Source organism: Guptibacillus spartinae, assembly GCF_028610625.1.
In the GTDB taxonomy this organism is placed as follows: Bacteria; Bacillota; Bacilli; order Bacillales; family Guptibacillaceae; genus Guptibacillus; species Guptibacillus spartinae.
Window position 1 is genome coordinate 145,793 of the sequence record NZ_JAQQWU010000001.1, and the last position, 22,606, is coordinate 168,398.

The 22,606-nt window shown below is 39.1% G+C and carries 29 protein-coding genes; 20 read left to right on the plus strand and 9 right to left on the minus strand.

Annotated elements, in window-relative coordinates; genetic code table 11:
• Window positions 1-26 precede the first annotated feature (26 nt).
• Window positions 27-860: a superoxide dismutase gene (locus PQ511_RS00765; protein WP_273850020.1), complete on the minus strand. Its 834-nt coding sequence runs from the start codon at window positions 858-860 to the stop codon at window positions 27-29.
• Window positions 861-1,004: 144 nt separating this feature from the next.
• Between PQ511_RS00765 and PQ511_RS00770 the strand changes: the two genes are divergently transcribed.
• Together PQ511_RS00770 and adhP are read left to right on the plus strand one after the other, a co-directional pair.
• The gene (locus tag PQ511_RS00770) at window positions 1,005-3,698 is read left to right on the plus strand and encodes a transglycosylase domain-containing protein (RefSeq protein ID WP_273850022.1); all 2,694 of its coding nucleotides are present in this window, start codon (window positions 1,005-1,007) and stop codon (window positions 3,696-3,698) included.
• A 95-nt stretch (window positions 3,699-3,793) separates the two neighbouring features.
• Complete coding sequence (gene adhP / locus PQ511_RS00775; RefSeq protein WP_273850024.1) at window positions 3,794-4,807, plus strand: alcohol dehydrogenase AdhP; 1,014 nt, start codon at window positions 3,794-3,796, stop codon at window positions 4,805-4,807.
• 24 nt (window positions 4,808-4,831) lie between these two features.
• On the opposite strand, the gene PQ511_RS00780 is transcribed toward adhP, so the two are convergent.
• From PQ511_RS00780 to PQ511_RS00805, 6 genes are all read right to left on the minus strand, one after another.
• Window positions 4,832-5,044 carry a spore germination protein GerPB gene (locus PQ511_RS00780; RefSeq protein WP_273850025.1) on the minus strand — a complete coding sequence of 71 codons (213 nt, stop codon included), beginning with the start codon at window positions 5,042-5,044 and terminating at the stop codon, window positions 4,832-4,834.
• A 14-nt stretch (window positions 5,045-5,058) separates the two neighbouring features.
• Window positions 5,059-5,274: a spore germination protein gene (locus tag PQ511_RS00785; protein WP_273850026.1), complete on the minus strand. Its 216-nt coding sequence runs from the start codon at window positions 5,272-5,274 to the stop codon at window positions 5,059-5,061.
• Window positions 5,275-5,333: 59 nt separating this feature from the next.
• Window positions 5,334-5,723: a spore germination protein GerPE gene (locus PQ511_RS00790; RefSeq protein ID WP_273850028.1), complete on the minus strand. Its 390-nt coding sequence runs from the start codon at window positions 5,721-5,723 to the stop codon at window positions 5,334-5,336.
• 12 nt (window positions 5,724-5,735) lie between these two features.
• Window positions 5,736-5,915: a spore gernimation protein GerPD gene (locus PQ511_RS00795; protein ID WP_273850029.1), complete on the minus strand. Its 180-nt coding sequence runs from the start codon at window positions 5,913-5,915 to the stop codon at window positions 5,736-5,738.
• Window positions 5,912-6,520 carry a spore germination protein GerPC gene (gene gerPC, locus PQ511_RS00800; RefSeq protein WP_273850030.1) on the minus strand — a complete coding sequence of 203 codons (609 nt, stop codon included), beginning with the start codon at window positions 6,518-6,520 and terminating at the stop codon, window positions 5,912-5,914. The genes PQ511_RS00795 and gerPC overlap by 4 nt, the downstream gene beginning before the upstream one ends.
• 80 nt (window positions 6,521-6,600) lie before the next feature.
• Complete coding sequence (locus PQ511_RS00805) at window positions 6,601-6,822, minus strand: spore germination protein (RefSeq protein WP_224595221.1); 222 nt, start codon at window positions 6,820-6,822, stop codon at window positions 6,601-6,603.
• A gap of 162 nt (window positions 6,823-6,984) precedes the next feature.
• Between PQ511_RS00805 and PQ511_RS00810 the strand changes: the two genes are divergently transcribed.
• The 18 genes from PQ511_RS00810 (at window position 6,985) to PQ511_RS00895 (ending at window position 20,864) form a co-directional block, all read left to right on the plus strand.
• On the plus strand, window positions 6,985-7,653 hold the full coding sequence (locus tag PQ511_RS00810) for a DUF4397 domain-containing protein (protein ID WP_273850031.1): 669 nt from the start codon (window positions 6,985-6,987) through the stop codon (window positions 7,651-7,653).
• 64 nt (window positions 7,654-7,717) lie between these two features.
• Window positions 7,718-7,957: a hypothetical protein gene (locus tag PQ511_RS00815; RefSeq protein ID WP_273850032.1), complete on the plus strand. Its 240-nt coding sequence runs from the start codon at window positions 7,718-7,720 to the stop codon at window positions 7,955-7,957.
• 52 nt (window positions 7,958-8,009) lie between these two features.
• Window positions 8,010-8,222, plus strand: a complete 213-nt coding sequence (locus PQ511_RS00820) for a DUF2188 domain-containing protein (RefSeq protein WP_273850033.1) — start codon at window positions 8,010-8,012, stop codon at window positions 8,220-8,222.
• Window positions 8,223-8,307: 85 nt separating this feature from the next.
• Window positions 8,308-8,790, plus strand: coding sequence for a ribonuclease H-like YkuK family protein (locus PQ511_RS00825; protein WP_224595206.1), 483 nt, complete (start codon window positions 8,308-8,310; stop codon window positions 8,788-8,790).
• 121 nt (window positions 8,791-8,911) lie between these two features.
• Window positions 8,912-9,733 carry a DUF6612 family protein gene (locus tag PQ511_RS00830; protein ID WP_273850035.1) on the plus strand — a complete coding sequence of 274 codons (822 nt, stop codon included), beginning with the start codon at window positions 8,912-8,914 and terminating at the stop codon, window positions 9,731-9,733.
• Between the two features lie 120 nt (window positions 9,734-9,853).
• The gene (moaA, locus tag PQ511_RS00835) at window positions 9,854-10,873 is read left to right on the plus strand and encodes a GTP 3',8-cyclase MoaA (protein WP_273850036.1); all 1,020 of its coding nucleotides are present in this window, start codon (window positions 9,854-9,856) and stop codon (window positions 10,871-10,873) included.
• A 2-nt stretch (window positions 10,874-10,875) separates the two neighbouring features.
• Window positions 10,876-11,670, plus strand: coding sequence for a formate dehydrogenase accessory sulfurtransferase FdhD (fdhD, locus tag PQ511_RS00840; RefSeq protein WP_273850037.1), 795 nt, complete (start codon window positions 10,876-10,878; stop codon window positions 11,668-11,670).
• Window positions 11,671-11,755: 85 nt separating this feature from the next.
• On the plus strand, window positions 11,756-12,028 hold the full coding sequence (locus PQ511_RS00845; protein WP_273850038.1) for a hypothetical protein: 273 nt from the start codon (window positions 11,756-11,758) through the stop codon (window positions 12,026-12,028).
• A 133-nt stretch (window positions 12,029-12,161) separates the two neighbouring features.
• A complete protein-coding gene (locus PQ511_RS00850) occupies window positions 12,162-14,003 on the plus strand; it encodes an LTA synthase family protein (RefSeq protein WP_273850039.1) in 1,842 nt (613 codons plus the stop codon).
• A gap of 70 nt (window positions 14,004-14,073) precedes the next feature.
• Entirely contained in the window at window positions 14,074-14,328 is a 255-nt protein-coding gene (locus PQ511_RS00855; RefSeq protein WP_273850040.1) for a hypothetical protein, read from the plus strand.
• Window positions 14,329-14,479: 151 nt separating this feature from the next.
• Window positions 14,480-15,346: a transporter substrate-binding domain-containing protein gene (locus PQ511_RS00860; RefSeq protein WP_273850041.1), complete on the plus strand. Its 867-nt coding sequence runs from the start codon at window positions 14,480-14,482 to the stop codon at window positions 15,344-15,346.
• Between the two features lie 16 nt (window positions 15,347-15,362).
• Window positions 15,363-16,040, plus strand: coding sequence for an amino acid ABC transporter permease (locus PQ511_RS00865; RefSeq protein WP_273850042.1), 678 nt, complete (start codon window positions 15,363-15,365; stop codon window positions 16,038-16,040).
• Between the two features lie 212 nt (window positions 16,041-16,252).
• Window positions 16,253-16,972 (plus strand): SurA N-terminal domain-containing protein, encoded by a 720-nt coding sequence (locus tag PQ511_RS00870; RefSeq protein WP_273850043.1) that lies wholly within the window; start codon window positions 16,253-16,255, stop codon window positions 16,970-16,972.
• An 88-nt stretch (window positions 16,973-17,060) separates the two neighbouring features.
• On the plus strand, window positions 17,061-17,696 hold the full coding sequence (locus tag PQ511_RS00875) for an HD domain-containing protein (protein ID WP_273850045.1): 636 nt from the start codon (window positions 17,061-17,063) through the stop codon (window positions 17,694-17,696).
• Window positions 17,696-18,181, plus strand: a complete 486-nt coding sequence (locus tag PQ511_RS00880) for a GNAT family N-acetyltransferase (RefSeq protein ID WP_273850047.1) — start codon at window positions 17,696-17,698, stop codon at window positions 18,179-18,181. The genes PQ511_RS00875 and PQ511_RS00880 overlap by 1 nt, the downstream gene beginning before the upstream one ends.
• Before the next feature lie 251 nt (window positions 18,182-18,432).
• Entirely contained in the window at window positions 18,433-18,588 is a 156-nt protein-coding gene (locus tag PQ511_RS00885) for an aspartyl-phosphate phosphatase Spo0E family protein (protein WP_273850049.1), read from the plus strand.
• Between the two features lie 51 nt (window positions 18,589-18,639).
• Window positions 18,640-18,879, plus strand: a complete 240-nt coding sequence (locus PQ511_RS00890) for a hypothetical protein (protein ID WP_273850050.1) — start codon at window positions 18,640-18,642, stop codon at window positions 18,877-18,879.
• A gap of 122 nt (window positions 18,880-19,001) precedes the next feature.
• Window positions 19,002-20,864: a PAS domain S-box protein gene (locus tag PQ511_RS00895; protein ID WP_273850051.1), complete on the plus strand. Its 1,863-nt coding sequence runs from the start codon at window positions 19,002-19,004 to the stop codon at window positions 20,862-20,864.
• A gap of 340 nt (window positions 20,865-21,204) precedes the next feature.
• Here PQ511_RS00895 and PQ511_RS00900 read toward each other — a convergent pair whose 3' ends face one another.
• Window positions 21,205-21,966: a DUF3891 family protein gene (locus tag PQ511_RS00900; RefSeq protein WP_273850052.1), complete on the minus strand. Its 762-nt coding sequence runs from the start codon at window positions 21,964-21,966 to the stop codon at window positions 21,205-21,207.
• Window positions 21,967-22,061: 95 nt separating this feature from the next.
• The gene (locus PQ511_RS00905; protein WP_273850053.1) at window positions 22,062-22,508 is read right to left on the minus strand and encodes a protease complex subunit PrcB family protein; all 447 of its coding nucleotides are present in this window, start codon (window positions 22,506-22,508) and stop codon (window positions 22,062-22,064) included.
• Window positions 22,509-22,606 lie beyond the last annotated feature (98 nt).

The following is a 22,606-nucleotide window of genomic DNA, read 5'->3' on the forward strand; positions in this document are numbered from 1 at the left end:
CCCTTTGCTTTTTCCTTTGTCTTTTTTTAGAACGGTTTCCATTTTAATTGACGAGCTTTCGCAAATCGTTTGTTTACTTCATTCCAATTTACGATTTTCCACCAGTTTTCGATGTAGTTCTTTCGTTTATTCTCATACTGCAAATAATAGGCATGTTCCCATACATCAATCGCGAGGAGGGGAACAATATCCCATTGGCTCAAATTCTGGTGCTTTTCAGCTTGTAGTATTTCAAGTCTTCTGGAGACGGGAGACCAGACGAGAATTGCCCAACCTGAACCTTCTACTTTATTCGCTGCATTCGTAAACTGCAGCTTGAATTGATCGAATGATCCAAAGCTATTTTGAATCTCAGTTAAAAGTTCACGATCTGGTTTGCCACCATTTGGACTCATAATCCGCCAAAATAACGTGTGAAGATAGTGACCTGCTCCATTGAAAGCTAATTCTCGTTCCCAATGTTTAATAAGTTCATAGTCATTGTTCTTTCTAGCTTTTTGTAAAGCAAGTTCAGCCTTATTTAAGCCATCTACGTAACTTTGATGGTGAATATCGTGATGTAGTTTCATAATTCTTTCACTAATGACTGGTTCGAGTGCATTGTAATTGTATGGCAATGGCGGTAAGGTATGCCCTCCTATCGGTACAGAAGTTTCTTGCAAGTTTCGCCACTCTTGATATAAGGAGTGAGCAACTTCATAGAGCTCTTTTTCTTTTTCTTCTTCTAGCGGTTGAGTAGAATGTTGCATTTCATCTAACCAATTTTCTATTCGAATAAGCAGTGAGGAAGTGATACTTTTGTTTCTAGCTAAGACACGGTTTCTAAAAAGATATCCCCAATCAAGCAGTTTATCGGACACTTCCTTCACCCTCTCCTATATTAAGTAGACGTTAATACTATATGAGGCATGTTAATAAATTGTTTCAATCTCTTAATAAATGTTTTTAATATGAAACATTTGGGTAACCCCTCTCTATGGAGAGTTACGTTAAGGGGGATTATAATGGAAAAAAATATGAAGGAAGAACCAAATACAGGTAAAAAGGAAGGTCGAAAGAAAAAGAAGCATTTTGTACGGAACGTTTTATTAACAGCAGCTTTTCTAATGGTGTTTGTCCTTACTTTTGGAGGTTACCAAACGTATGCCTACATAAATGAAGCTCCGACGCTTGAAGGGAATAAATTAAGTTTACCGCAATCATCTACTTTATTTGATGCAGAGGGAAAGAAAATAACGGACATTGTCGGAAAAGAACATCGGAAAGTGGTTTCATTTGATCAAATACCTGAACATGTCGTGAATGCATTTATTGCTGTAGAAGATGTTAGGTACTGGGAGCATAATGGCGTGGACTTGAAACGGATCGGTGGAGCAGTCGTCGCTAATATTCAAGATGGCTTTGGGGCAGAAGGAGCAAGTACAATTACCCAGCAGGTCGTTAAGAATATGCTTCTTGAACCAGATAAAACCGTCAAACGAAAAGTTCAGGAAGCTTATCTTGCAATGGAATTAGAAAAACAATATTCAAAAGAAGAAATTTTAGAAATGTATTTAAATAAAATTTATTTTGGAGAGGGAGCTTATGGCGTTGCCACAGCAGCTGAGACGTATTTTAATAAATCGTTGGACGAGTTAACGACAGCTGAAGCGGCATTGTTAGCAGGTCTTCCGCAACGTCCTTCTGGATACGATCCATATAAACACCCAAAAGTTGCACAAGATCGTCGAGCAATCGTATTAAGTTTAATGGAGCAACATGGGTTTATCTCTGAAAAAGAACGCCAAGAAGCGGCAGCCGTCTCCATTCAAGATTCAATCGTTGAAAAGAAAGAGCAGTCTACAACAAATGATGCTTTTATTGATCAAGTGATTGATGACCTTGAGAAAGCAGGTATCCCTGAAGATGCCCTCTATTCAGGAGGACTGGAAATTTATACGACGCTCGATCCAAAAGCACAGACCATTGTCGATGAGGCGCTCACAACAAATCAGGTAGTCGACTATCCAGACGAGAAATTCAGAGCTGGTATTTCACTTATTGATACCCAGTCAGGTGCTATCCGCGCCATTGGAGGAAATCGCCAAACAGGTGATGACGATGTTCAAAAAGGGTTTAATTACGCGACTCAATTGCAACGTTCACCAGGCTCAACCATTAAACCAATCCTTGATTATGCTCCTGGTATCGAAAAGTTGAAATGGTCAACAAATCAACAGTTTATCGATGAAGAACTTGAGCTAAATGGAAAAGAATTTCGGAACTGGAATGACGAGTTTCAAGGTAGTGTTTCGATTCGAGAAGCTCTTCAATGGTCATATAACATTCCAGCGATTAAGGCCTTTATGGAAGTAGGAGGAGAAGAAGCGCAAGGCTTTGCTAAGAAGCTAGGGATCTCAATTGAAGAAACGTATCCTGCCTACGCGATCGGTGGATTCGCGAAAGGAATCTCTCCTTTACAGCTTTCTGGAGCTTATGCAACATTTGGTTCGGGCGGTACGTTCCATAAACCTTATAGCGTAGAAAAAGTAGTCTATCCAAATGGAAAGGAACTGAAGCTTTCGTCCAAACCAGAAAAAGCAATGAGTGAAGGAACAGCTTATATGATTACGGACATGCTACGAACGGTCGTTAAAGAAGGAACTGGTATGCAGGCAGCAGTTAAAGGTCTAGATTTAGCCGGAAAAACAGGGACAACTAGTCTTGAAGAAGGCATTCATGGAGATGGTGTTTCAGACGCATGGTTCTCTGGGTACACAACAAATTATACTGCAGCGGTGTGGACAGGGTATGACAAGACAACTCAGGATACTTACATTCATAAAGAAGATGATGACATTGCAAAATTGCTGTTCCGTCATGTGATGAGTGAAGTATCCAAAGGTAAAGATACACCTGCTTTTGAACAGCCAGATTCCATTGAAGAAGTAGAAATTGATAAGACGACTGGATTACAGGCTAATAAAGCAACGCCTTCTTCCAATATTAGTAAAGAGCTGTATTTTAAAGGAGAAGAGCCGAAAAAAGCACCATTGCCCAAAAAGAAAAAAACATCAAATGATTCGGTAGAAAAGAATTCTGAGCCTACTGTAAAAAAGGTGGAGAAAGAGAAAAAGGAGAAGGTAGAAGAAAAACCTAAGAAAAAGACAGAGGACACTGTTAAGGAAAAAGCAAAGACAGAGCCTAAGAATAAGCAAGAAGAAAAACAAGAACCTAAGGAAAAGAAAGAGTCAAACAAACAGAAAGAACAGAAAGAACAGAAAGAACAGAAAGAACCATCTCAGCCATCCAATGAGCCTGATGAAAATTCAGCGCCTGATGAAACTACGGAATCCGAGAGTACCGACGGAAGTGAGACTACACCAGAAACGAACAATGAAGATTCTGGTAACGAGGACTCAGGTAATGATGGTACGGATGGAGAAGAATCTGGCACAGAAGAAGATGGTTCAAGTTCAGACACCCAGCCAGATGATACGGAAGCAAGTGAGAATGAAGAGAACGCCACGAATGAAGCTTCATCTAATACAGAGGAAGCCAACGGTAGCAATGAAAATGACCGGACTTCAGGATCCGGTGGAGATAATGAAACAAGTAACTCAAGTGACGCAAGTTCAAACACGTCTGCTGCAGACTCTTCACAGTCAACTGAGGACTCTGCAGGAACCAAAACAAAGGAACAAAAGGCAGAAGAATAATCATAACTTGTGACAAATGTAACAGTCATCCCAAAACGCCTCCATTATGATGAAGAAGGAAACAAAAATTCATTCATCAAATGGAGGTTTTTACTATGAAAGCAGCCGTTGTACATGCCTTTAAAGAACCGCTATCAGTAAAAAACGTGGACAAACCTGTCATTGGACATGGAGAAATATTAGTACGCATTAAAGCATGTGGTGTGTGTCACACGGATTTACACGCTGCTCATGGAGATTGGCCAGTAAAACCAAAACTTCCACTCATTCCCGGTCACGAAGGGGCTGGTGTTATTGAAGAAGTAGGGGAAGGGGTTACGCATCTTAAAGTAGGAGACCGTGTTGGAGTACCATGGCTATACTCCGCATGTGGTCACTGTGATTACTGTTTAACAGGACGTGAAACGCTTTGTAAAGAACAGCAAAATGCAGGATACTCTGTGGATGGAGGATACGCGCAATATTGTAAAGCGGACGCTGATTACGCTGTGAGAATTCCAGATAACTTAAGTTTTGAAGAAGTGGCCCCGATCTTTTGTGCTGGTGTCACAACATACAAAGCATTAAAAGTAACCGAGGCAAAACCTGGACAATGGGTAGCTATTTATGGAATTGGCGGTTTGGGACATGTAGCTGTTCAATATGCAAAAGCGATGGGCCTTCATGTTGTAGCCGTCGATACTCATAATGAGAAGTTAACTTTGGCGAAAGAACTTGGTGCAGACCTTACTGTTAATCCTTTAGAAGAAAACTCTGCAGAATTTATTCATAGAGAAATTGGCGGCGCCCATGCAACGGTATGTACAGCCGTTTCTAAACCCGCATTTAGCGAAGCATATGCTGCAGTCCGTCGAGGTGGAACAGTGGTAGCTGTGGGGTTACCTCCAGAAGAAATGCCAATCCCGATTTTTGATACAGTGCTAAATGGCGTAAAAGTGATAGGGTCTATTGTAGGTACCCGTAAAGATTTAATGGAAGCTTTGCAATTTGCAGCTGAAGGAAAAGTGAAAACGATTATTGAGACTCGTCCACTAGAAGAAATTAATCAAATTTTTGAAGAACTCGAGAATGGAGATATTAATGGAAGAGTTGTCCTTACCTTTGAATAAAAAAACCGCCAAATGGCGGTTTTTTTATGTTGGTGGGGCAAGTGGCACATATGGTGTCTCTTCAGAAACTTGTGCGGATGATAGCTCAGGAGCAGGTTCTGTATATCCCCCTGTGTTATAGAGGTTTGAAAGTGGTTTAATGATACCAGCACTGCCAATTTGGAGAACAGATGAATTCGCGATTCCATCGACCCTGAGCTGGTGAATGACAATGTTTTGGTTCACAAAGAAATTCACGAATTTTCAGCTCCCTAATTGTTAGCGGTGATGTTTTCATCCGAAACATCTGGATCAAGGGAATTCGTTAAGCTGAACCCGTTGTTCACAATATGAAAATCCCCTGTATTGAATCCTCCTGAACCAGTATATGTTTTCGATGTTGATTTTGGTGTAGTGTTAAAACTATCCCCAAAGTTTACAACGCCACCTGCACTATTAATTTTAACTGGTCCTACGATTGAAGGCATAAATGAACACCCTTTGATTCGTTATATCGTAGTGTATGTGTTCGTAAGCCATTGCGTTCTTAATCTTCATCTCCATAAGGGTCAGAGAAATATTCCCGATTATGTTTCACTCGAGCTTCTGATCGAATGAATTTTGTAGAACCTACGTGTAGCACGGATGAAGCAGCGACACCTGTGACGCGTATACTGCCAACCTTAATAATAGGATGCTCGTGAATGGTTGTTTGCCTTACGTTTTCTGTTAGAAGAGGGAGTGGAAGTGGCTGTGAGTATATAGGGAATTGTGAGAGGTCTTCCACTTCATTTCCGTTAAAAATAGGCTGTTCTCTTTGTAAGGCATAGATTTTAGTTTCTGGCGTTATCTGATTACTATCCCCAATTTGCACTGTCCCACTACTGTCAACAGAAGTAACGTAAATCCAGTTCACTAACGAAGAGCGACTATACATTTAATCAATTCCTTATGAGGTGGATAATGGTACAAATGGTCTTGAGATAATTAACGATTCAGGGGGTGTATCAAATATGGAGGAACAAACGATTGATTCGGTGTCACCAACAAGCAACACAGACGAGCTTGCGACAGCTGTAATCTCGATGTGGCCTACTGATAATCCCCTGTTAATAACGGTGTAATTCAATTTAAGTCAGCCCTTCCCGGTAAGTTTTTTAGAAAAGCTTCCATACCATTCGAAATATCTCTTTTGATTTTTTCTGATACATCATTTACAAGTTGCTCAACATCCCCGTTTGGTGTACGCGACATTTGTTGATTCACGTAATAATTGATTCTCTGATCAAGCTGTTTTTGAATATCATTCAAGATAAAATGGCGATAAGGATCATCAAGCGGATAGTTGAATTTGTTTTCTAATTCACCAAGCTTCTGCAAGGCACCATTTTGCATATAAGATTGCACATTTTGTTGAATGGATTGAACCGCTTCAGGCGGGACATTCGAAGGATTCATTCCGTTTCCACCGTTAACGGTAAAGTCATCAAGCACATCAGCTCCTCCATTAGGAGTAAGGCCGATATTCAAGGTGCCATCCAGTCTTTCGATCTTTAACTGATCAAATTTGTATTCGATCTTTTCAATGTTTGTTTTAGGCGATTTTGATAACTCATTGCAGTTATCTCTTAACTCATCAATCATATCTTCAAGCATTTTGATACGATTGTTTTGCTGTTCAATGCTTTGTTGCATCCGTTGCAAGATCGCGTAGAAATTATCGTTTGGATACATTGACCATCAACTCCCGTATCAAAATGTTGGTCTCACCTTATTTAATTGTATGTTGTGAACATAATTAGGTGAATGCCCTCTTAAATATTCGCAACCACATTTTGATCCGCAACATCACTATCGTTCACACTTGTGACGCTATAAGAACTGCTCACGTTTAACCCATCTCCGGTATTAAATGAACCCCCACCAGCAAATGTCCGTACGGCACTCGTTGGAGAAACAATAAAGACATCGCCGACATGGAAAACACCACTACTTCCAATCGTGTTTACTTTAATAGCTCCGACGATTGCCGGCATGATTTCACATCCTTACAAACAGATTTCATTACTACTGTATGCGAAAAAATAGCGTTCGTTCGAAATAAGAGATGTGAAGAATCTCTCGTAAATTCATGAATAATAATTCCCTTTCAGTAAAAAATAGGCAAGTCAACAAACAAAAAGAAAGGGATGTCGTTTATGAAGTGGTTATGGAGTTTTATAATGGTTGTAGCAATTTGTATAGCAATTTCTCCACAAAGCTTAGCGTCAGAAAAAAATAATAATGCCAATGTTCGAGTGATTCATGCTTCACCTGATGCACCAGCAGTAGATATTTATGTAGATGGTCAGCCTGCTTTTGAAGATGTAGCGTTTAAAGATGTCACGGACTATGCAAGTCTTGCTCCAGGAGAAAAAACGATTCAGGTCTATGCTTCATCAGCAAATGGAGAAGGTAAGCCGGTTCTTGAACAAAAGCTTGCTGTTGAAGCCGGTAAGAATTATTCAGTGCTTGCCGTTGGAAAGCTTGAGAACCTATCCCTAAAAGTATTAGAAGATAAAAAAGGATCAGGGGAAAAAGCTGGTTTGCGAGCAGTCCATGCTTCGCCAAATGCACCAGCAGTTGACATTGGTATAAAAGGCGGAGATGCTCTCATCAAAAATCTAGCTTTTACTCAAAACTCAGAGTATCAATTCATTGATCCAGGCACGTACAATTTAGAAATCCGAGCAGCCGGAACGGATAAAGCTGTGTTAGATCTTCCTAATTTACCAGTGGAAGCAGGAGTAAACTACACAGCAATTGCATTAGGATTATTAGATGAAGATCCAGCGTTAAACGTTATTCTTCTAAAAGATGGGAAATAATAAGAAGACCGCAGCTCAGCTGCGGTTTTATTCATGAATCAAGATAGGAAAGGAACATTGGAGGATGCATACAAAACAAACCGTACGCTACATCTGTGAACGTTACATGAGTGGAAATTGTTATTACTATAAACAAGAGCTCATTACGCATGATTCCTGGCAAAACCCAGCTTCAATCAAGTGGTCAGCTAAACGACCAATCACAAGTAAGACATTTCTAGTGAAAGAGAAAGAGGGGTATAAGACACTCACAATTGTCCATCAAAAAAAGCCAGCTGAAATCCTTCCATTTTCAAGAGCATAGGTTTATGTGCACATAAAGAATGGTATGTGGTAGTTGAGGAGGTATATAATATATGAAAGCAAAAACCACTTATCACATTCAAAATGGATCAACAGGTTCATGGGAATTAAAGAAAGAGGGCGCAGACCGCGCAACAAAAACGTTTGATACGAAAGAAGAAGCTTACCAATATGGAAGAAAGGTTTGTGATGACAATCGGCCAGCAGAGCTAGTTGTTCATCAACAAAACGGACAGATTGAAGATCGAAGTTTATATAACAGTTAGAGATTTCTGTTCGAGTCGTACATATTTTCTAGCAAATGAATAAACATAGTACTAACTACTATCCTGATGAAAGAAGGGAATATTCATGGATTTTATAAGTCCAACAGCTGGAAAAGTAACGATCGAACAGGTCACACAGTTAATTGAAAACTATACGAAGGAAGATCCTAAAGGAACCTATCGCATTGTGATTGGAACTGATTCTCAGACAAGCCGCAAAGCAACGCAGTTTGTAACAGCCCTCATTATTCACCGAGTAGGTAAAGGCGCACGAATTTTCTACCGTAAAGTGAAGCAAAAACCGATTCATGAGCTCAGGCATCGTATTTATAAAGAGACTGAAATGAGTCTTGAGCTCATGGAATCGTTAAAAAATGAAGGCTTTGCAAAGTTGTTAGAAGCGTGGCCAATTGAAATCCATCTAGATGTTGGGACACAGGGTGAAACGAGAAAAGTCATCCAAGAAGTAGTGGGTTGGGTCACCTCTGTGGGATACATTGCACGCATTAAACCTGATTCTTATGGAGCTAGTAGCGTTGCAGATCGGTATACAAAGTCCATTAGTTAATCAAAGCTGGCAATTTAGCCGGTTTTTTTGTGTTATTTAGCTGGAATGAACTGTTTTTATGTGAAACTTCTTCCTATTTGACTCGTATTACTAGTAGATAAAAAATGAGGAGGAGAGGCAAATGAAATTTAAAATGATTGCTTTAGTTAGTGCGCTCATGCTTGTTTTAGCAGCGTGTAGTGGAACAACAGAATCAGGCGGGGAAGTAAAAGTTGAGGAAGGCATTGATGCAAAAGATGTGTTTGAGAAATCGATTGCTGCCCAGGAAGAGATTGAGAACTTCCACATGAGTGCCGATATGTCGCAAATCCTTGGATCAGGCGAGGAAGAGATGGAAGTGAATACTGTTATTGATTCAGACATGAGTCTGGAGCCGATGGCTTTTCATCAAATGTTGGAGATGACAGCGAATGGGGAGAGCATGGAAGCAGAACAGTACTTTACTGAAGAAGGCTTTTATATGAAACAGGGAGAGCAGTGGATGAAGCTTCCTGATGAAATGACAGATGAGATGCTTACTCTCCAAGAAACACAAGGTGATCCTGCCGAGCAAATGGAAATGATGGTAGACTATGTTGATGAATTTTCGTTAACAGAAGAAGATGGATCGTACGTGATGTCCCTTAAAGCATCAGGTGAGAAATTTCAGGGCTTAATGGAAAAAACAGCTGAAGAAATGGGTTCACAAAATCAAATGATGCAAGAAGCGATGGACCAAATGAAAGTGAATGAAGTCGCCTACACGTATACAGTTGATAAGGAAACTTTCCTTCCAACGAACTTGAAAATGAAGATGGACAGTGAAATAAGTATGGAAGGAGAAACAATATCTACTAAAATGGAAATGGATTCAACTTATGATCAGTACAATGAAGTGGAAGATGTGAAGGTGCCAAAAGAAGTAATGGAGCAAGCACAGGAAATGCCAGGGATGAGTGAGTAATCTTTCAGGAGTGCGTGATGCCGCACTCCTTTTTTATGTAAGAACGGCGTTATTACTGGAAAAATGTGCACGAAAGCGTTACGATTAGCACATTAGGATTGTTTGAAAGGAGCGAAGATAATGGCAACAGAAAATTTCGTGTATGATGAGTTCAAACGCCCGCTTCGGGATCTTCGCATATCGGTTACAGATCGCTGTAATTTCCGCTGTCGGTATTGTATGCCGGAAGAAACGTTCGGTCCAGATTATGAATTCCTTCCAAAAACAAGTCTTCTTCAATTCGAAGAAATTACAAGGCTTGCTCATTTGTTTGTTGAAATGGGGGTTGAAAAGATCCGTCTTACTGGAGGTGAGCCTCTTCTAAGAAGAGATCTTGACGTTTTAATTAAAATGTTAGCTGATATAAAAGGCTTAAATGATATTGCACTGACAACTAACGCTTCTCTCTTAAAAAAGCAGGCACTCAAATTAAAAGAGGCTGGTTTAACACGAGTGAATGTCAGTTTAGATGCCATTCATGATGAAACATTCGGCAAGATGAATGGACGAGGCACGAAAATCAAACCTGTCCTTGAAGGGATTCAAGCTGCAGCAGATGCCGGCCTACAGGTGAAAATCAATATGGTGGTGCAAAAAGGCGTTAATGACCATGAAATTGTTCCTATGGCATCTTATTTTAGAAATAGTGGCCATATCGTTCGGTTCATTGAATATATGGACGTCGGCAATTCGAATGGCTGGAAGTTTGATCACGTGATGAGCAAAAAGGAAATTATTGATCAGTTATCTGAAGTATATGATCTAGAACCAGTGGATGCATCTTATTTTGGAGAGGTGGCATCGCGCTATCAGTATCTTGATGGGTCCGGAGAGATTGGCGTCATTTCATCTGTTAGCGATTCATTTTGTTCAAGCTGCACAAGGGCACGCCTTTCTGCAGATGGGGCGCTGTACACATGTTTATTTGCTTCAAAAGGGACAAGTCTTCGAAATCCATTACGAAACGGTGCTACCGATGAAGAGCTAAGGAGCATGTTAGCAAAATTATGGCATGGACGGGATGATCGCTATTCAGATGAACGAACGGAAGAAAGTGTGTTAACCCGAGAAAAGATTGAAATGTCCTTTATAGGTGGGTAATCATGGAGAATGAATCAAAACATTTAACAGATCGAATGGTTTTGAGCTATCAAGCAGGCGAATGGATTGAACAAGAAGATCAAATCGCTCTTGAAAAGCCGTTAACGCTTCGGATTAATGACACAGAATTTGCAACACTCGTGTGTACACCAGAGCATTTAGAAGACATGGTAACTGGGTTTTTAGCTTCAGAGGGAGTGATTTGGTCTTCTCTAGATATTGAAGAAATGCTCTTTAATGAAAGTCAGGGAATTGTAAACGTAAAAGCAAGCGTTCACGTACCTTTAACTTCTGATACATATACAAAAAGAGTCATTGGATCATGCTGTGGGAAGAGTAGACACTTTTACCTGCAAAGTGATTCAAAGACGGCTAGAACCATTATGAAGGCACCAGAGCTAACGGCAGACGAGTGTCTGGAAAACATGAAAACCCTCCAAAATCAATCTACCACTTTTAAAACAACTGGTGGTGTGCATAATGCGGCCATCTTTAGAAACGGCGAACTTTTAGCTTCAAGAACGGATATAGGGAGACATAATGCCCTAGATAAATTATACGGTTATGTTCTTCGTCATCAGCTTAAATCGTCTGAGCTTAGCGTCGCTTTTAGCGGGAGAATCTCATCTGAAGTAGTGATTAAGCTTTCAAAAATGGGAATTGGCGTTCTCCTTTCGAAATCTGCGCCGACTGAGCTCGCCATTCAATTAGCAGATGATTTAAACATCACCACCGTTGGCTTTATTCGTCACGGAAGATTCAATGTGTATACCAAGTCAGAACGAATCAAACGCTAAACACCTCACAGACTGAGGTGTTTTTTTTGTGAAAGTCGTTCATACTACTGAACAAACAGGCGTTTTAAAGAAAGGAGAATCACGTATGGCTTGGACAATAGCTGTGATTTTTTGGATTGCTGGTGTTGCGTTTGTAGGTAGTCCCAGATATTTGTTTCATCGTCTTGAGGCTGCAAAGTCAAATACAGCTGGTCGATCAAGAGCCTCTGAGAACACTAATAAAGAAGAAAGTATATTTTTCTTTATTGAAACAAAAGCTCTTGACTCAATCCCTTGGTGGGTCGTGACGATGTCCTGTGTCATGATCGGACTCTTTTTAATTGCGTTTGGTGTCATTGCTCTTGTTTTTTCTTACTGAATTTGAAACTTTCTCGTTCTATTATTCGTCTTTAATGAAGGGAGGATATTGCGATCGGTTTGGCTACCCTCCATTAGTGGTAAAGAAAGAGAAAGCTCGTTTGAGATAGGGAGATATGAGAGGTGCATAATTCATGGATGTAAAGAGTAAAGAAGAGAGGGCAGTGTGGCGTTTTTATTTTTTATTAGTAGCGTTACTTGTCCTAAAAACTTACCTTGTTTATCGGTTTGAATTTACGTTTTCGTTAAATGGTATAGGGGAAGAGTTATTCCTCATGATTAATTCAATTGGATCAATCGCATTACTGCTAGGTATCGGTCTTTTTAGAAAGCAATCAAAACCAGGCCTGATGCTAGCAGTTTATTTTGTTTTATCTGCCCTTCTATATTGCAACATTTTATATTATCGCTTTTACATAGACTTTGTAACAGTACCTGTCCTTTTTCAGTTTGGAAATGTAGGTGGACTTGGACAAAGTACAGTTGAGTTATTGAACTTATATGATCCATTCATTGTTTTTGATTCAATCGTTTTATTTTGGCTGCTAAAGCGGAAAGGACTACATAAAGTCGCTCTTTCCAAAACACTGAAGAAGAGAACGGCAGTCGGTAGCGTAGGAGTCCTTCTCTTTACAGCTGTTTTGGCACTGATCATGCATCCTCTTTTATTTGAGAAATCATATGATCGAGAACTTTTTGTGAAGTCTCTCGGAGCGTATACGTATCATATCTATGACATAGGATTTAATTCTTTTACTTCAATTAACAGCGCATTTGCAGATGATACGGAGCTCTCTGAGATTGAAGACTATGTAAAAGATAAGAAAGTTAAACCTTCCTCCTATGAGGGCATTGCTGAAGGGAAGAACCTTATTATTATTTCGCTTGAATCGACTCAGGCATTTATGCTTGATCAAAGCATTGACGGAGAGGAAGCGACTCCCTTCTTAAATAAGCTAAAGGAAGACAGCTACTTTTTTCCGAATTTCTATCATCAAACAGCTCAAGGGAAAACATCCGATGCGGAATTTATGATTGACAATAGTTTATACCCTCTATCAGGTGGATCTGTTTTTGTAAGAAAGCCACAAAATGAATTTTTCTCTCTCCCTGAAGCGTTAAATCAAGAAGGGTATACCACAACTTCATTTCATGGAAACGATCGCGACTTCTGGAATCGTTCTGAAATGTATGAGACGCTCGGTTATGATCGATTTTATTCTAAAAAAGATTTTGATGTGAGTGATGATAATTCCATTAACTACGGTTTGAAAGACATCCCATTTTTTGAACAGTCTATTCCCTATTTAAAAGAGTTGGATCAGCCGTATTCGGCCAAGTTTTTAACGCTCACAAACCATTTTCCGTATTTATTAGAGAAGGAAGATACGATGATTCCCTTACCAGAAACAGAAGAAGAAGTGGTGAATCGCTATTTTGCGACTGTCCGTTACGAAGATGAAGCCATTAAAACCTTTTTTGAGGAAATGAAAGCTGCTGGTTTATATGAAGATTCCATTTTTGTTCTATATGGTGATCACTATGGTCTATCTGAAACATACGATACCGCCCTTGGTAATTATTTAGGTGAAGATATTGGGCCAGTTGAACACATTGATCTTCAAAAAGTGCCTCTTATCATTCACATACCTGAACAAGAGGGAAAAGTCATTAATACCGTTGGTGGACAAGTTGATTTAAAACCAACTATATTAGAACTTTTAGGTGTTAAAGAGGATCCAAGTTTAAACTTTGGCACGAGTCTCTTCTCAAAAAAACGCAAAGACCTTGTGATCTTTCGTGATGGAAGCTTTGTAACAAAGAACCTGATATATGCGAAGAACACGTGTTATAACAAAGAGACAGGATCAAAAACAAATCGTAACAAATGCGCCCGTTATTTTGGTGATGTACAGGATGAACTGGACTTTTCAGATCAAATTATTTATGGGGATTTATTGCGGTTTATTAACTAGTCATGGTGTTTTTTCCGAACCATTCATGGTACGCTTTTTAAGGATAAATCTTGCAAAGGGATGAGAATAGATGGACTTAGAAAGATTGCAAATATTAACAGAAGTTGTAAGAGAATACAAAACGGCGATTCATATGGATCAGAACAAAGAAGAAGTCGGGAGAGAAGTGCTTGATATTGTGATGAACTCACAGGATCTAGTGTTATATGGCCACGTAAAGAGAGCGAGGGAAATTGAAAAATTCCCCGATGAAGCTATTAAGCACCTTGATCAGGCAACGTCATACCTTCATGAAAAAATAGATGAACAGTTAAAACACTCCTAGCAGTAGGAGTGTTTTCTTTTCAATTGCCATTTTTTGTTGAACGAAAAATAGGAATAGTTTGTATTTTAAAGAGTGTGTTGTAACAGTTGCAATGCATTGTAATAAAGTGATAAGCTTTTGCTGTTTACTAGATTAAAGGAGAGTGAAATGAATGACTAATTTAATAAAACGCCTGACTCCTGTTCTTCTAATGGGACTGGTTGTTTTTGTTATAAGTGCTTGTTCGAACGGAAATGAATCGAACGAAGCCAATAGTGAGAAAGAAAAAGAGACTAGCACTTGGGAAAAAATACAAGATGAAGGAAAACTTGTTGTCGCTACGTCTGGAACACTTTATCCGACTTCTTATTATGAAGAAGGGTCTGATGAAGTGACGGGTTATGAAGTGGAAGTTGTGAAAGAAATGGCAAAGCGACTAAATCTTGACGTTGAATTTGAAGAAATGGGCTTTGATGGCATGTTAACAAGCCTTAATTCAGGCAAGGTGGATCTTGCTGCTAATGATATTACCTCCACGGAAGAAAGAAAAGAAAAGTTCACTTTCTCAGAACCTTTGAAGTATTCTTATGGAACAGCGATTGTAAGAAAAGACGATCTTTCTGGTATAAAATCACTGGATGATCTTGATGGAAAGATTGCAGCTGGTGCTTCTACGACAGTTTATATGAAGGTAGCGCGTGAGCACGGAGCCGAAGAGAAGATTTATGATAATGCGACGAACGAACAATACTTGCGTGATGTATCAAATGGAAGAACGGATATTATTCTAAATGATTATTATCTACAAACGCTGGCTCTTGCGGCTTTTCCAGACTTAAACATTACGATTCATCCTGATATTCAATACTACCCAAATAATCAGCACATTGTGATGAAAAAGGGTAGTGGAGAACTAGAAACAAAAGTAAATGAGACGTTGAAAGAAATGAAAGAAGATGGCACGATGAAAGAATTATCAGAAAAATTCTTCAATGGAGCTGACGTGTCGGTTAAACCAGATCTTGATATCGAAAATTAAGTGGGAGTTGTCATAAGTGGGGGAAATACACTGGGAATATTTATTTGATGCGGGTCTTGCGTTAAAGTCATTTCCCTATGTGATTCAGGGCCTTGGATTAACATTATTAATTGCATTTGTTGGAATGATCATTGGAATGGTAATGGGCTTATTTCTTGCTCTTGGTAGAATGTCCAAATGGAAAGCGCTCAGATGGCCAGCGCGTCTCTACATTTCGTTTATGAGAGGAACGCCAATTCTTGTTTTTCTTTATATTTTGTATTTTGGTCTGCCCGTGGTAGGCATTCAATTCTCAGCACTAACGTGTGCGTTAATTGGTTTTAGCTTAAATAGCGCCGCTTATATTGCGGAAATTCAGCGTTCGGCTCTTTCATCCGTTGAAAATGGCCAATGGGAAGCTTCGACTGCTCTCGGCATGTCTTATTGGACGACGATGAGAGAAGTGGTTCTCCCACAAGCAACGCGAATCGCTATACCACCGCTATCGAACGTGATGCTCGATCTTATCAAAGCGTCTTCTTTAGCAGCAGTAATCACCGTTCCAGAACTGCTCCACCATGCGAAGATCGTTGGCGGCAGAGAGTTTGATTTTATGACGATGTATATTCTCGTTGCGCTTATTTATTGGGGAGTATGCGTTTGTGTCTCATTTTTCCAAGAACGATTAGAAAAACGCTATTATTATCTACACTAATCCTGGTTTTTTTCCAGGATTCTTTTTTTTATCTATTTTTACTGTTTGAAGCATGCGTTTTTTCTGCTTTATAGGAAACACCTCCTCGAATCGAAACCATCAAAAAAACAAAAATATCCCATATTCTTCATGAAGTTTTTTTAAGAATGTTATACTATGGACAATAAGCAACATAGACGATTCGTCATATTTGAAGGGAGTTCATCAATTGCATGAAAAAATATCTTAGTTTAATGCTAATTATTGGGGTTCTATTACTTGCTGCTTGTAGTAATAATAGTGAGGCGACGAATGAAGAAACTGCTTCTGAAGATTCAGCAACTATAGAAACAGAAAAAGAATTAGAAGCGATGAAAGTAGATGAAGACAAAGTCGTCGCAACTGTAAATGATAAGGAGATTAAAGGAAAAGATTATAATTCAATGCTTGTGCAGACCCAGCTTCGCTATACAATGAGTGGCGAAGATCCATCAGACGCAGAAGTAGCGAAATCGATCGAGCAAGAGGTGATGGATAATTTAATTGGGCAAGAACTTTTACTTCAAAAAGCGAAGGAAGAAGGGTTCACAGCATCCGATAAAGAAGTAGAAACAGAACTTGAGCAAATTAAAGCTCAGTTTGATGGAGAAGAAGAGCTAAAGAAAGCGTTAGAAGGTCAGGGCATGACGCTTGAGCAACTCGAAAGCCAGTATGCCGACATTGTCGTCGTGGATAAATTTGTGAAAGATAAAATTGGCACTCCGGATGTTTCTGAAAAAGAAGTGAAAGCATTTTATGACGATCAATTCTCCAAAGATGCTGAAAACCCACCTTCTTTTGATGAAATGAAAAAGCGAATTAAAGATTATTTAGTAGAAAAGAAAACGCAGGAAAAGGTTCAGGAAATGAAAGCTGAACTGATGAAAAAAGCCGAAGTGAAAGAGAACTTATAGGTCAGCCTCGTGCTGGCCTTTTTCTATGATAAACTAGCCTAAAAGATGTAGAAACGGGACGAAAAAAAACGCAGGGAGAGAGAATAGAATGAATCAGGTCGTCAATGAAATACAAATTTATGTTCGTAAAAAATTAGAAATGGAAGGAAGTGGGCATGATTGGTATCACATCGAACGAGTTCTGAAGCAAGCGCGTCGAATTGCAAAAGAAGAAAATGCCAATCTCTTTATTTGTGAAGTTGCCGCTCTTGTTCATGATCTTGCAGATGATAAAATCGCTTCTTCTGAGAAGGCAGGATTGGAAGAAGTTGAGCAGTTGCTAGTACCTTTACATAAATCAGATCAAGCTCACGTTTTGGAAATTATTACAACGATGTCCTTTAAGGGAGGAAACCGTCAGCCTGTTCGAACACTTGAAGCACAAGTTGTGCAAGATGCTGATCGCCTGGATGCGATAGGAGCTATCGGAATTGCCCGTACGTTTGTCTATGCCGGTTCTAAAGGCGATTTAATCTATGATCCATCGATCCAGCCCCGACAGCACATGACATCAAGCGCTTATCGTCATGAACAGTCAACAGCGATTAATCATTTTTATGAAAAGCTATTGAAGTTGAAAGATTTAATGAATACGAAAACAGGATTAAAGATAGCTGAAGAGCGCCATGCTTTTTTGGCGTCATTTCTAACTCAATTTCATCGAGAGTGGGAGGGGTCTAACTGATGGTCATTCAGCCGATGACAGAAGAAATAGCAAAAAGAATTCAAACGTGGCAATATGAGGAGCCATATTCTTTATATAGTCTAAAAGGAGATCCGGACGTATTCTCTGAGCTCATGAATGGCTCTTATGTTTTTGTTGAAGATAATGATGCGTTAATCGGCTATTTTTGCTTTGGATCATCAGCACAGGTTCCTGCAGGTCATGAGGTAAATGCTTATTCAGATCCTATGCTTGACTTAGGATTGGGACTCCATCCAAAGCATACAGGGAAAGGAATCGGACTACGCTTTGTTCAGGCAGGTTTGGATTATACATATAAAACATATGGTCAAAAGAATGTTCGTCTATCGGTAGCTTCCTTTAATAAACGAGCAAAAAAAGTGTATGAACGAGCAGGATTTAGCTATTTACGATCGTTTACTAAGACGAATAAAAAAAGTTCGACAACTTTTGAAATTATGGTAAAAAGGTATGAAGTTGAATAGAAAAGTAAGATTTAGAAGAAGTTTGGATTAAACAATGTAAAAGGGGGAATAAAAGAAGTATACAAGCAAGAAAGAACAGGAGGAAGGTTTCATATTCATAGCTAGATAACTAAATAAGCATCGGGTTCAGCGGGATTACTTGTCTTATTCCTACTATTTCTGACAGACTATAGGAAGTTTAGTCGAATGCGTTTTGATTCCTCCGAGATTTGGGCATAATGATAATGTATTGCCGTGAGGAGGAATGAGGGATGTATGATGCAATCGAAAAAAAAAGGAAAGAAATGTTTGATATGGCGGGACGTTATGGTTTTGCATCAGAGAGAACCATTCGCTGTAGTCAAGAGCTGGACCGATTATTAAATGCTTTAATGCAAACGAAACAACATAATGAGGAAGTATTGTGAAACTTAAATCTAATTTTTCTTCCTGTGGGGTAAAATAAAGGAGGAAACCGTATGAAGTTTGATCTTAAAGCAATTCTCACAAAAGAGTTGTTTGATTGGATAGAAGAGCATCCTAAGCGCAATCAATTGATTGAATCAATCCAGGGAGAGATCTTCCAATCCGTCGTCCATTTCCGTGAGTGGAATGACTCTGACTATAATGGGAACGATGACTGGATTCTGTATGCGCTTCGAAATGAAGAAGCGTGGCGAGATGAAGTGGGTCCGATTGATCAATGCGAAAGCCGTTAGGAATGCGGCTTTTTTTTTGTGGAAATTTAGAACTTAATGTAGATTATAGCAGGAATCATTTGCTTTGAAAGAGAACACCTACATACTATGGAAATAATCCTGTGTACGTGGGGGGACTTTTAGTGAAACATTCACAAGATGTTCTTATAGATAAACACCAGCTTCAAGAACTTCACATCAATTATCAAACGTACAAATCTCTATTTGCTCACTATCCAGGTATGATGTATCTTCTAGATCATAATGGGTTAATTCAGAATATAAATCTTTATGGTGATTGGTTGTCACGCCATCATAACGTTAAAATTAATAAAAAGCATTATACAAAGTTTATTTTATCTTCCGAACATGATGAAGTGAATCATTATTTTTATGAAACGCTTAAAGGTAAAGTAACGCATTTTAATACGGTTTTTCTTACGCCAGATCAGGAACCTTTCGATGTTGAATTAATCAATATACCCGTTTATATTGATCATAAAGTGAGCGGTGTATTCACGCTTGTTCGAGATATTACAGAAGAAAGGGCAGCTGCTTTTGCTCTAAGAGAAAGTCAGGAAAAGTACCGACTGATTGCTGAGCATACGTCAGAATTAATAAGGTTGGTGAAGGTGGAGAGTGGTGTTATTACCTATGCTTCTCCGTCCCATGCGTCCATTCTTGGATTTCCAACTGAAAAATACACAGGTCGATCATTTTATGAAGACATTCATCCGGATGACCAAGAGGTAGGCATTCATTTGCTACATAGCACGAAAACAGAGCCATCTGTTGCGGAATTTCGTAGGAGACACAGGAATGGTACCTGGATTACGCTTGAAGACAGAGCCACATCTATTCCATACGGAATTAGTGGAGAGCGGATGATCGTGGTGGTTTCACGAGACATTACCGAGAAGAAACGAGCAGAACATGAACTTCAGCGCACATTAAAGCAGTTAAAAGATTTAAAATATGCGCTTGATGAGAGTGCTCTTGTATCTGTCACGGATGAGGCGGGCATCATCTCATCGGTAAATGATAAATTTTGTGAGATTACAGAGTACTCAGAAGTGGAACTTCTCGGTCAATCCCATATGATTCTAGATTCGGGGTATCATCCACAGTCGTTTTTTGATGAAATGGATAAGCAAATTCAATCCGGTGCAGTTTGGAAAGGTGAAATTAACAACAAAACGAAAAATGGAAACGATTTTTGGGTTGATACAACGATTGTGCCATTCATTGGAGAAAACGGCCTTCCTTACCAATATGTTTACATCAGAAAGGACATTACAGATCGAAAACGCGCAGAAGAATTATTGCGAACATCTGATAAATTATCGGTTATCGGTGAGCTTGCTGCTGGCGTGGCACATGAGATTCGGAACCCCTTAACTTCTCTTAAAGGCTTTACACAAATATTGAAATCTCGACTGAATAGTGAAAGTGATCAAGAGTTTATTAGCATTATGCTAGATGAATTAGATCGCATTAACATGATCGTGAATGAATTTATGGTCCTTGCGCGACCTCAGGCACTAACTCATGAAAAAGCGAATTTACAAGATTTGATTCAAAATGTTCTTACTTTAATAGAAACTCAGGCAACGTTAAATAATGTTCAAATTATCACAAGAGTAATTGAAAACATTCCTGACATTTCTTGTAATGAGAATCAGATCAAACAGGTTCTGATAAACGTTCTAAAAAATTCGATAGAAGCGATGCCAGAAGGCGGAGAAATTATTCTTTCCCTTTTTCCGATTCAAGATGAAGTTATCATTGAAGTAAGAGATAATGGAGAAGGTATTCCTGACCACCGATTAAGCCATTTAGGTGAGCCTTTTTACACGACGAAAAAAAAGGGGAATGGTCTGGGATTGATGATTTGTCGAAGAATTGTTCAAAACCACCAGGGTACCTTATTAATCGATAGTAAAGAAGGAGAAGGTACTGTTGTCTCGATAAAACTCCCCCATATGCTCTCAAATGAATTGCGCTGATCGAGCGCTTTTTTTCTTTGAGAAACGCTTTACTTTAAATAAGTAAGCGCTTACAATTAACCCAAGGAACCGTTAGACTAATCAAATAAGGGACGTGTTGAGAATGAGAAGCGAGACGAGTTATCGTATGCTTGCCTTTGAAAAATTCAACGCTGAAAAGAATTGGTCAGAAAACAATCGCCTTTTTAATTATTCGCTTGCGGGCCTAGGGACATTATTTTGTGTTTTTTCAATGTTATTTTGACGTATTGTACGATAAGACGAAATTCTAAAAAAGAGCTTTCTATTCTTAAATAGAGAAGCTCTTTTTTGAGAAGTTTTAGAATAGGAAAAGGGTAGCTTAGCTATGACAAAAGGAAAAGCTTCGAAGCTCAAATGAAGTTGTTTGATAGGCTTTAGCAATCCCTTCTGAAAAGACTAACTTTTTTGGAACTCGCTTCAGTTGAACTTGAAACGTCTGCTCTTCCTTAAATAAGGGATAGGAAAGATAGATGATTTCCTCAGATTTCCAATGTGTTAGGATCGGATTGTCTTTGGTTAGAAAATAGAAAGATTGCGGAAACCCTCTTTTAAACCATGAAATCTCATCCTCTTTTGACACACCTGGCTCTTGGAAGCAGGCATATAAGGACAAATCATCACAGAACTGGAGCAATTGATAATGAAATGTAAGAAGTGAATCAGTTAGATCAAAGCTTTCGCTAAGTTGATTTTGTCTTATCGTCTCTTCTTTATAAAATGTTTTAGCTAGATTAGAGGTAGCACCGTTAAAGAAAGATTGATAATGTTTGCTACAAAGAAAACCACCGTAATTTGTTTCTTTACTAACTTCGTCTATTCCTTTCTTATAAAACGTTAATTTAGGAGCGAGCGGGAAATCTAGAAAAGAATAAGGACTATTAAGGCGATCATTCCAAAACGGAACGTCATCAAGCGGCACCCAGCCGCAGTCATGATATTGAATGGCATGTATAACATCTTCACGATAAAGTGAGTCAGGCCAATAGTGTTCTCTTAACGCTGTTGCAAACTGCCCGGATAAAAGCGCATGATCATGCTGAGTAATCATAACAAAACAATCATTCTCCTCGTAAACAATCATCAAATCAATCCTTTCAAGAAAAGCGTATTTGACCGCTTACCCTGTATTAGGGGTAGAAGAGCTATCAAATGAATTGTAATAAAAAAGCGATTCCGTTAAGGAGCGCTTTTTTGAATCTCTTTAAAGTTAACGCGGGCATTTGTCATATCCACTTTCGCTATGACAATTGGTTTAGTAATCGCTTGTGTGACCATGTCATCTTTTTTTGGATCGGTATAATAATAAGAGACAACGAGTTCCTCATCGACTTTTTCGATACTTTTGATATTAACTGAATATCCGCCCGTTGGCATCTCGCCTCGAGTAATAATAATATAGAGGTCCTCGTCAGAAGGAATTGTAAAAGTCGATTTTTCTAACCATTTTTGTTGAACGGTTGCTTGAATGTCTTTGGGTGCACTTTTCATTTCCACCGTTTCAAAAGCGATTTTTTCTTTCATTTTTTCGCCCCCATTTGACTCGTTTTCTGACTCTGAGGCATTATTTCCACAACCTGCCAAAATCATAAAGACTACTGATAGTAGTAATAGTATTGAACGCAACTTCCTACCCCTTTCTGCTCATAACCCTTCCTACTAGGAAGATGATTATCTTAAGTTTAGCGAATTTTAATAAGCTTGGAAAGAGTAGGGTGATTAAA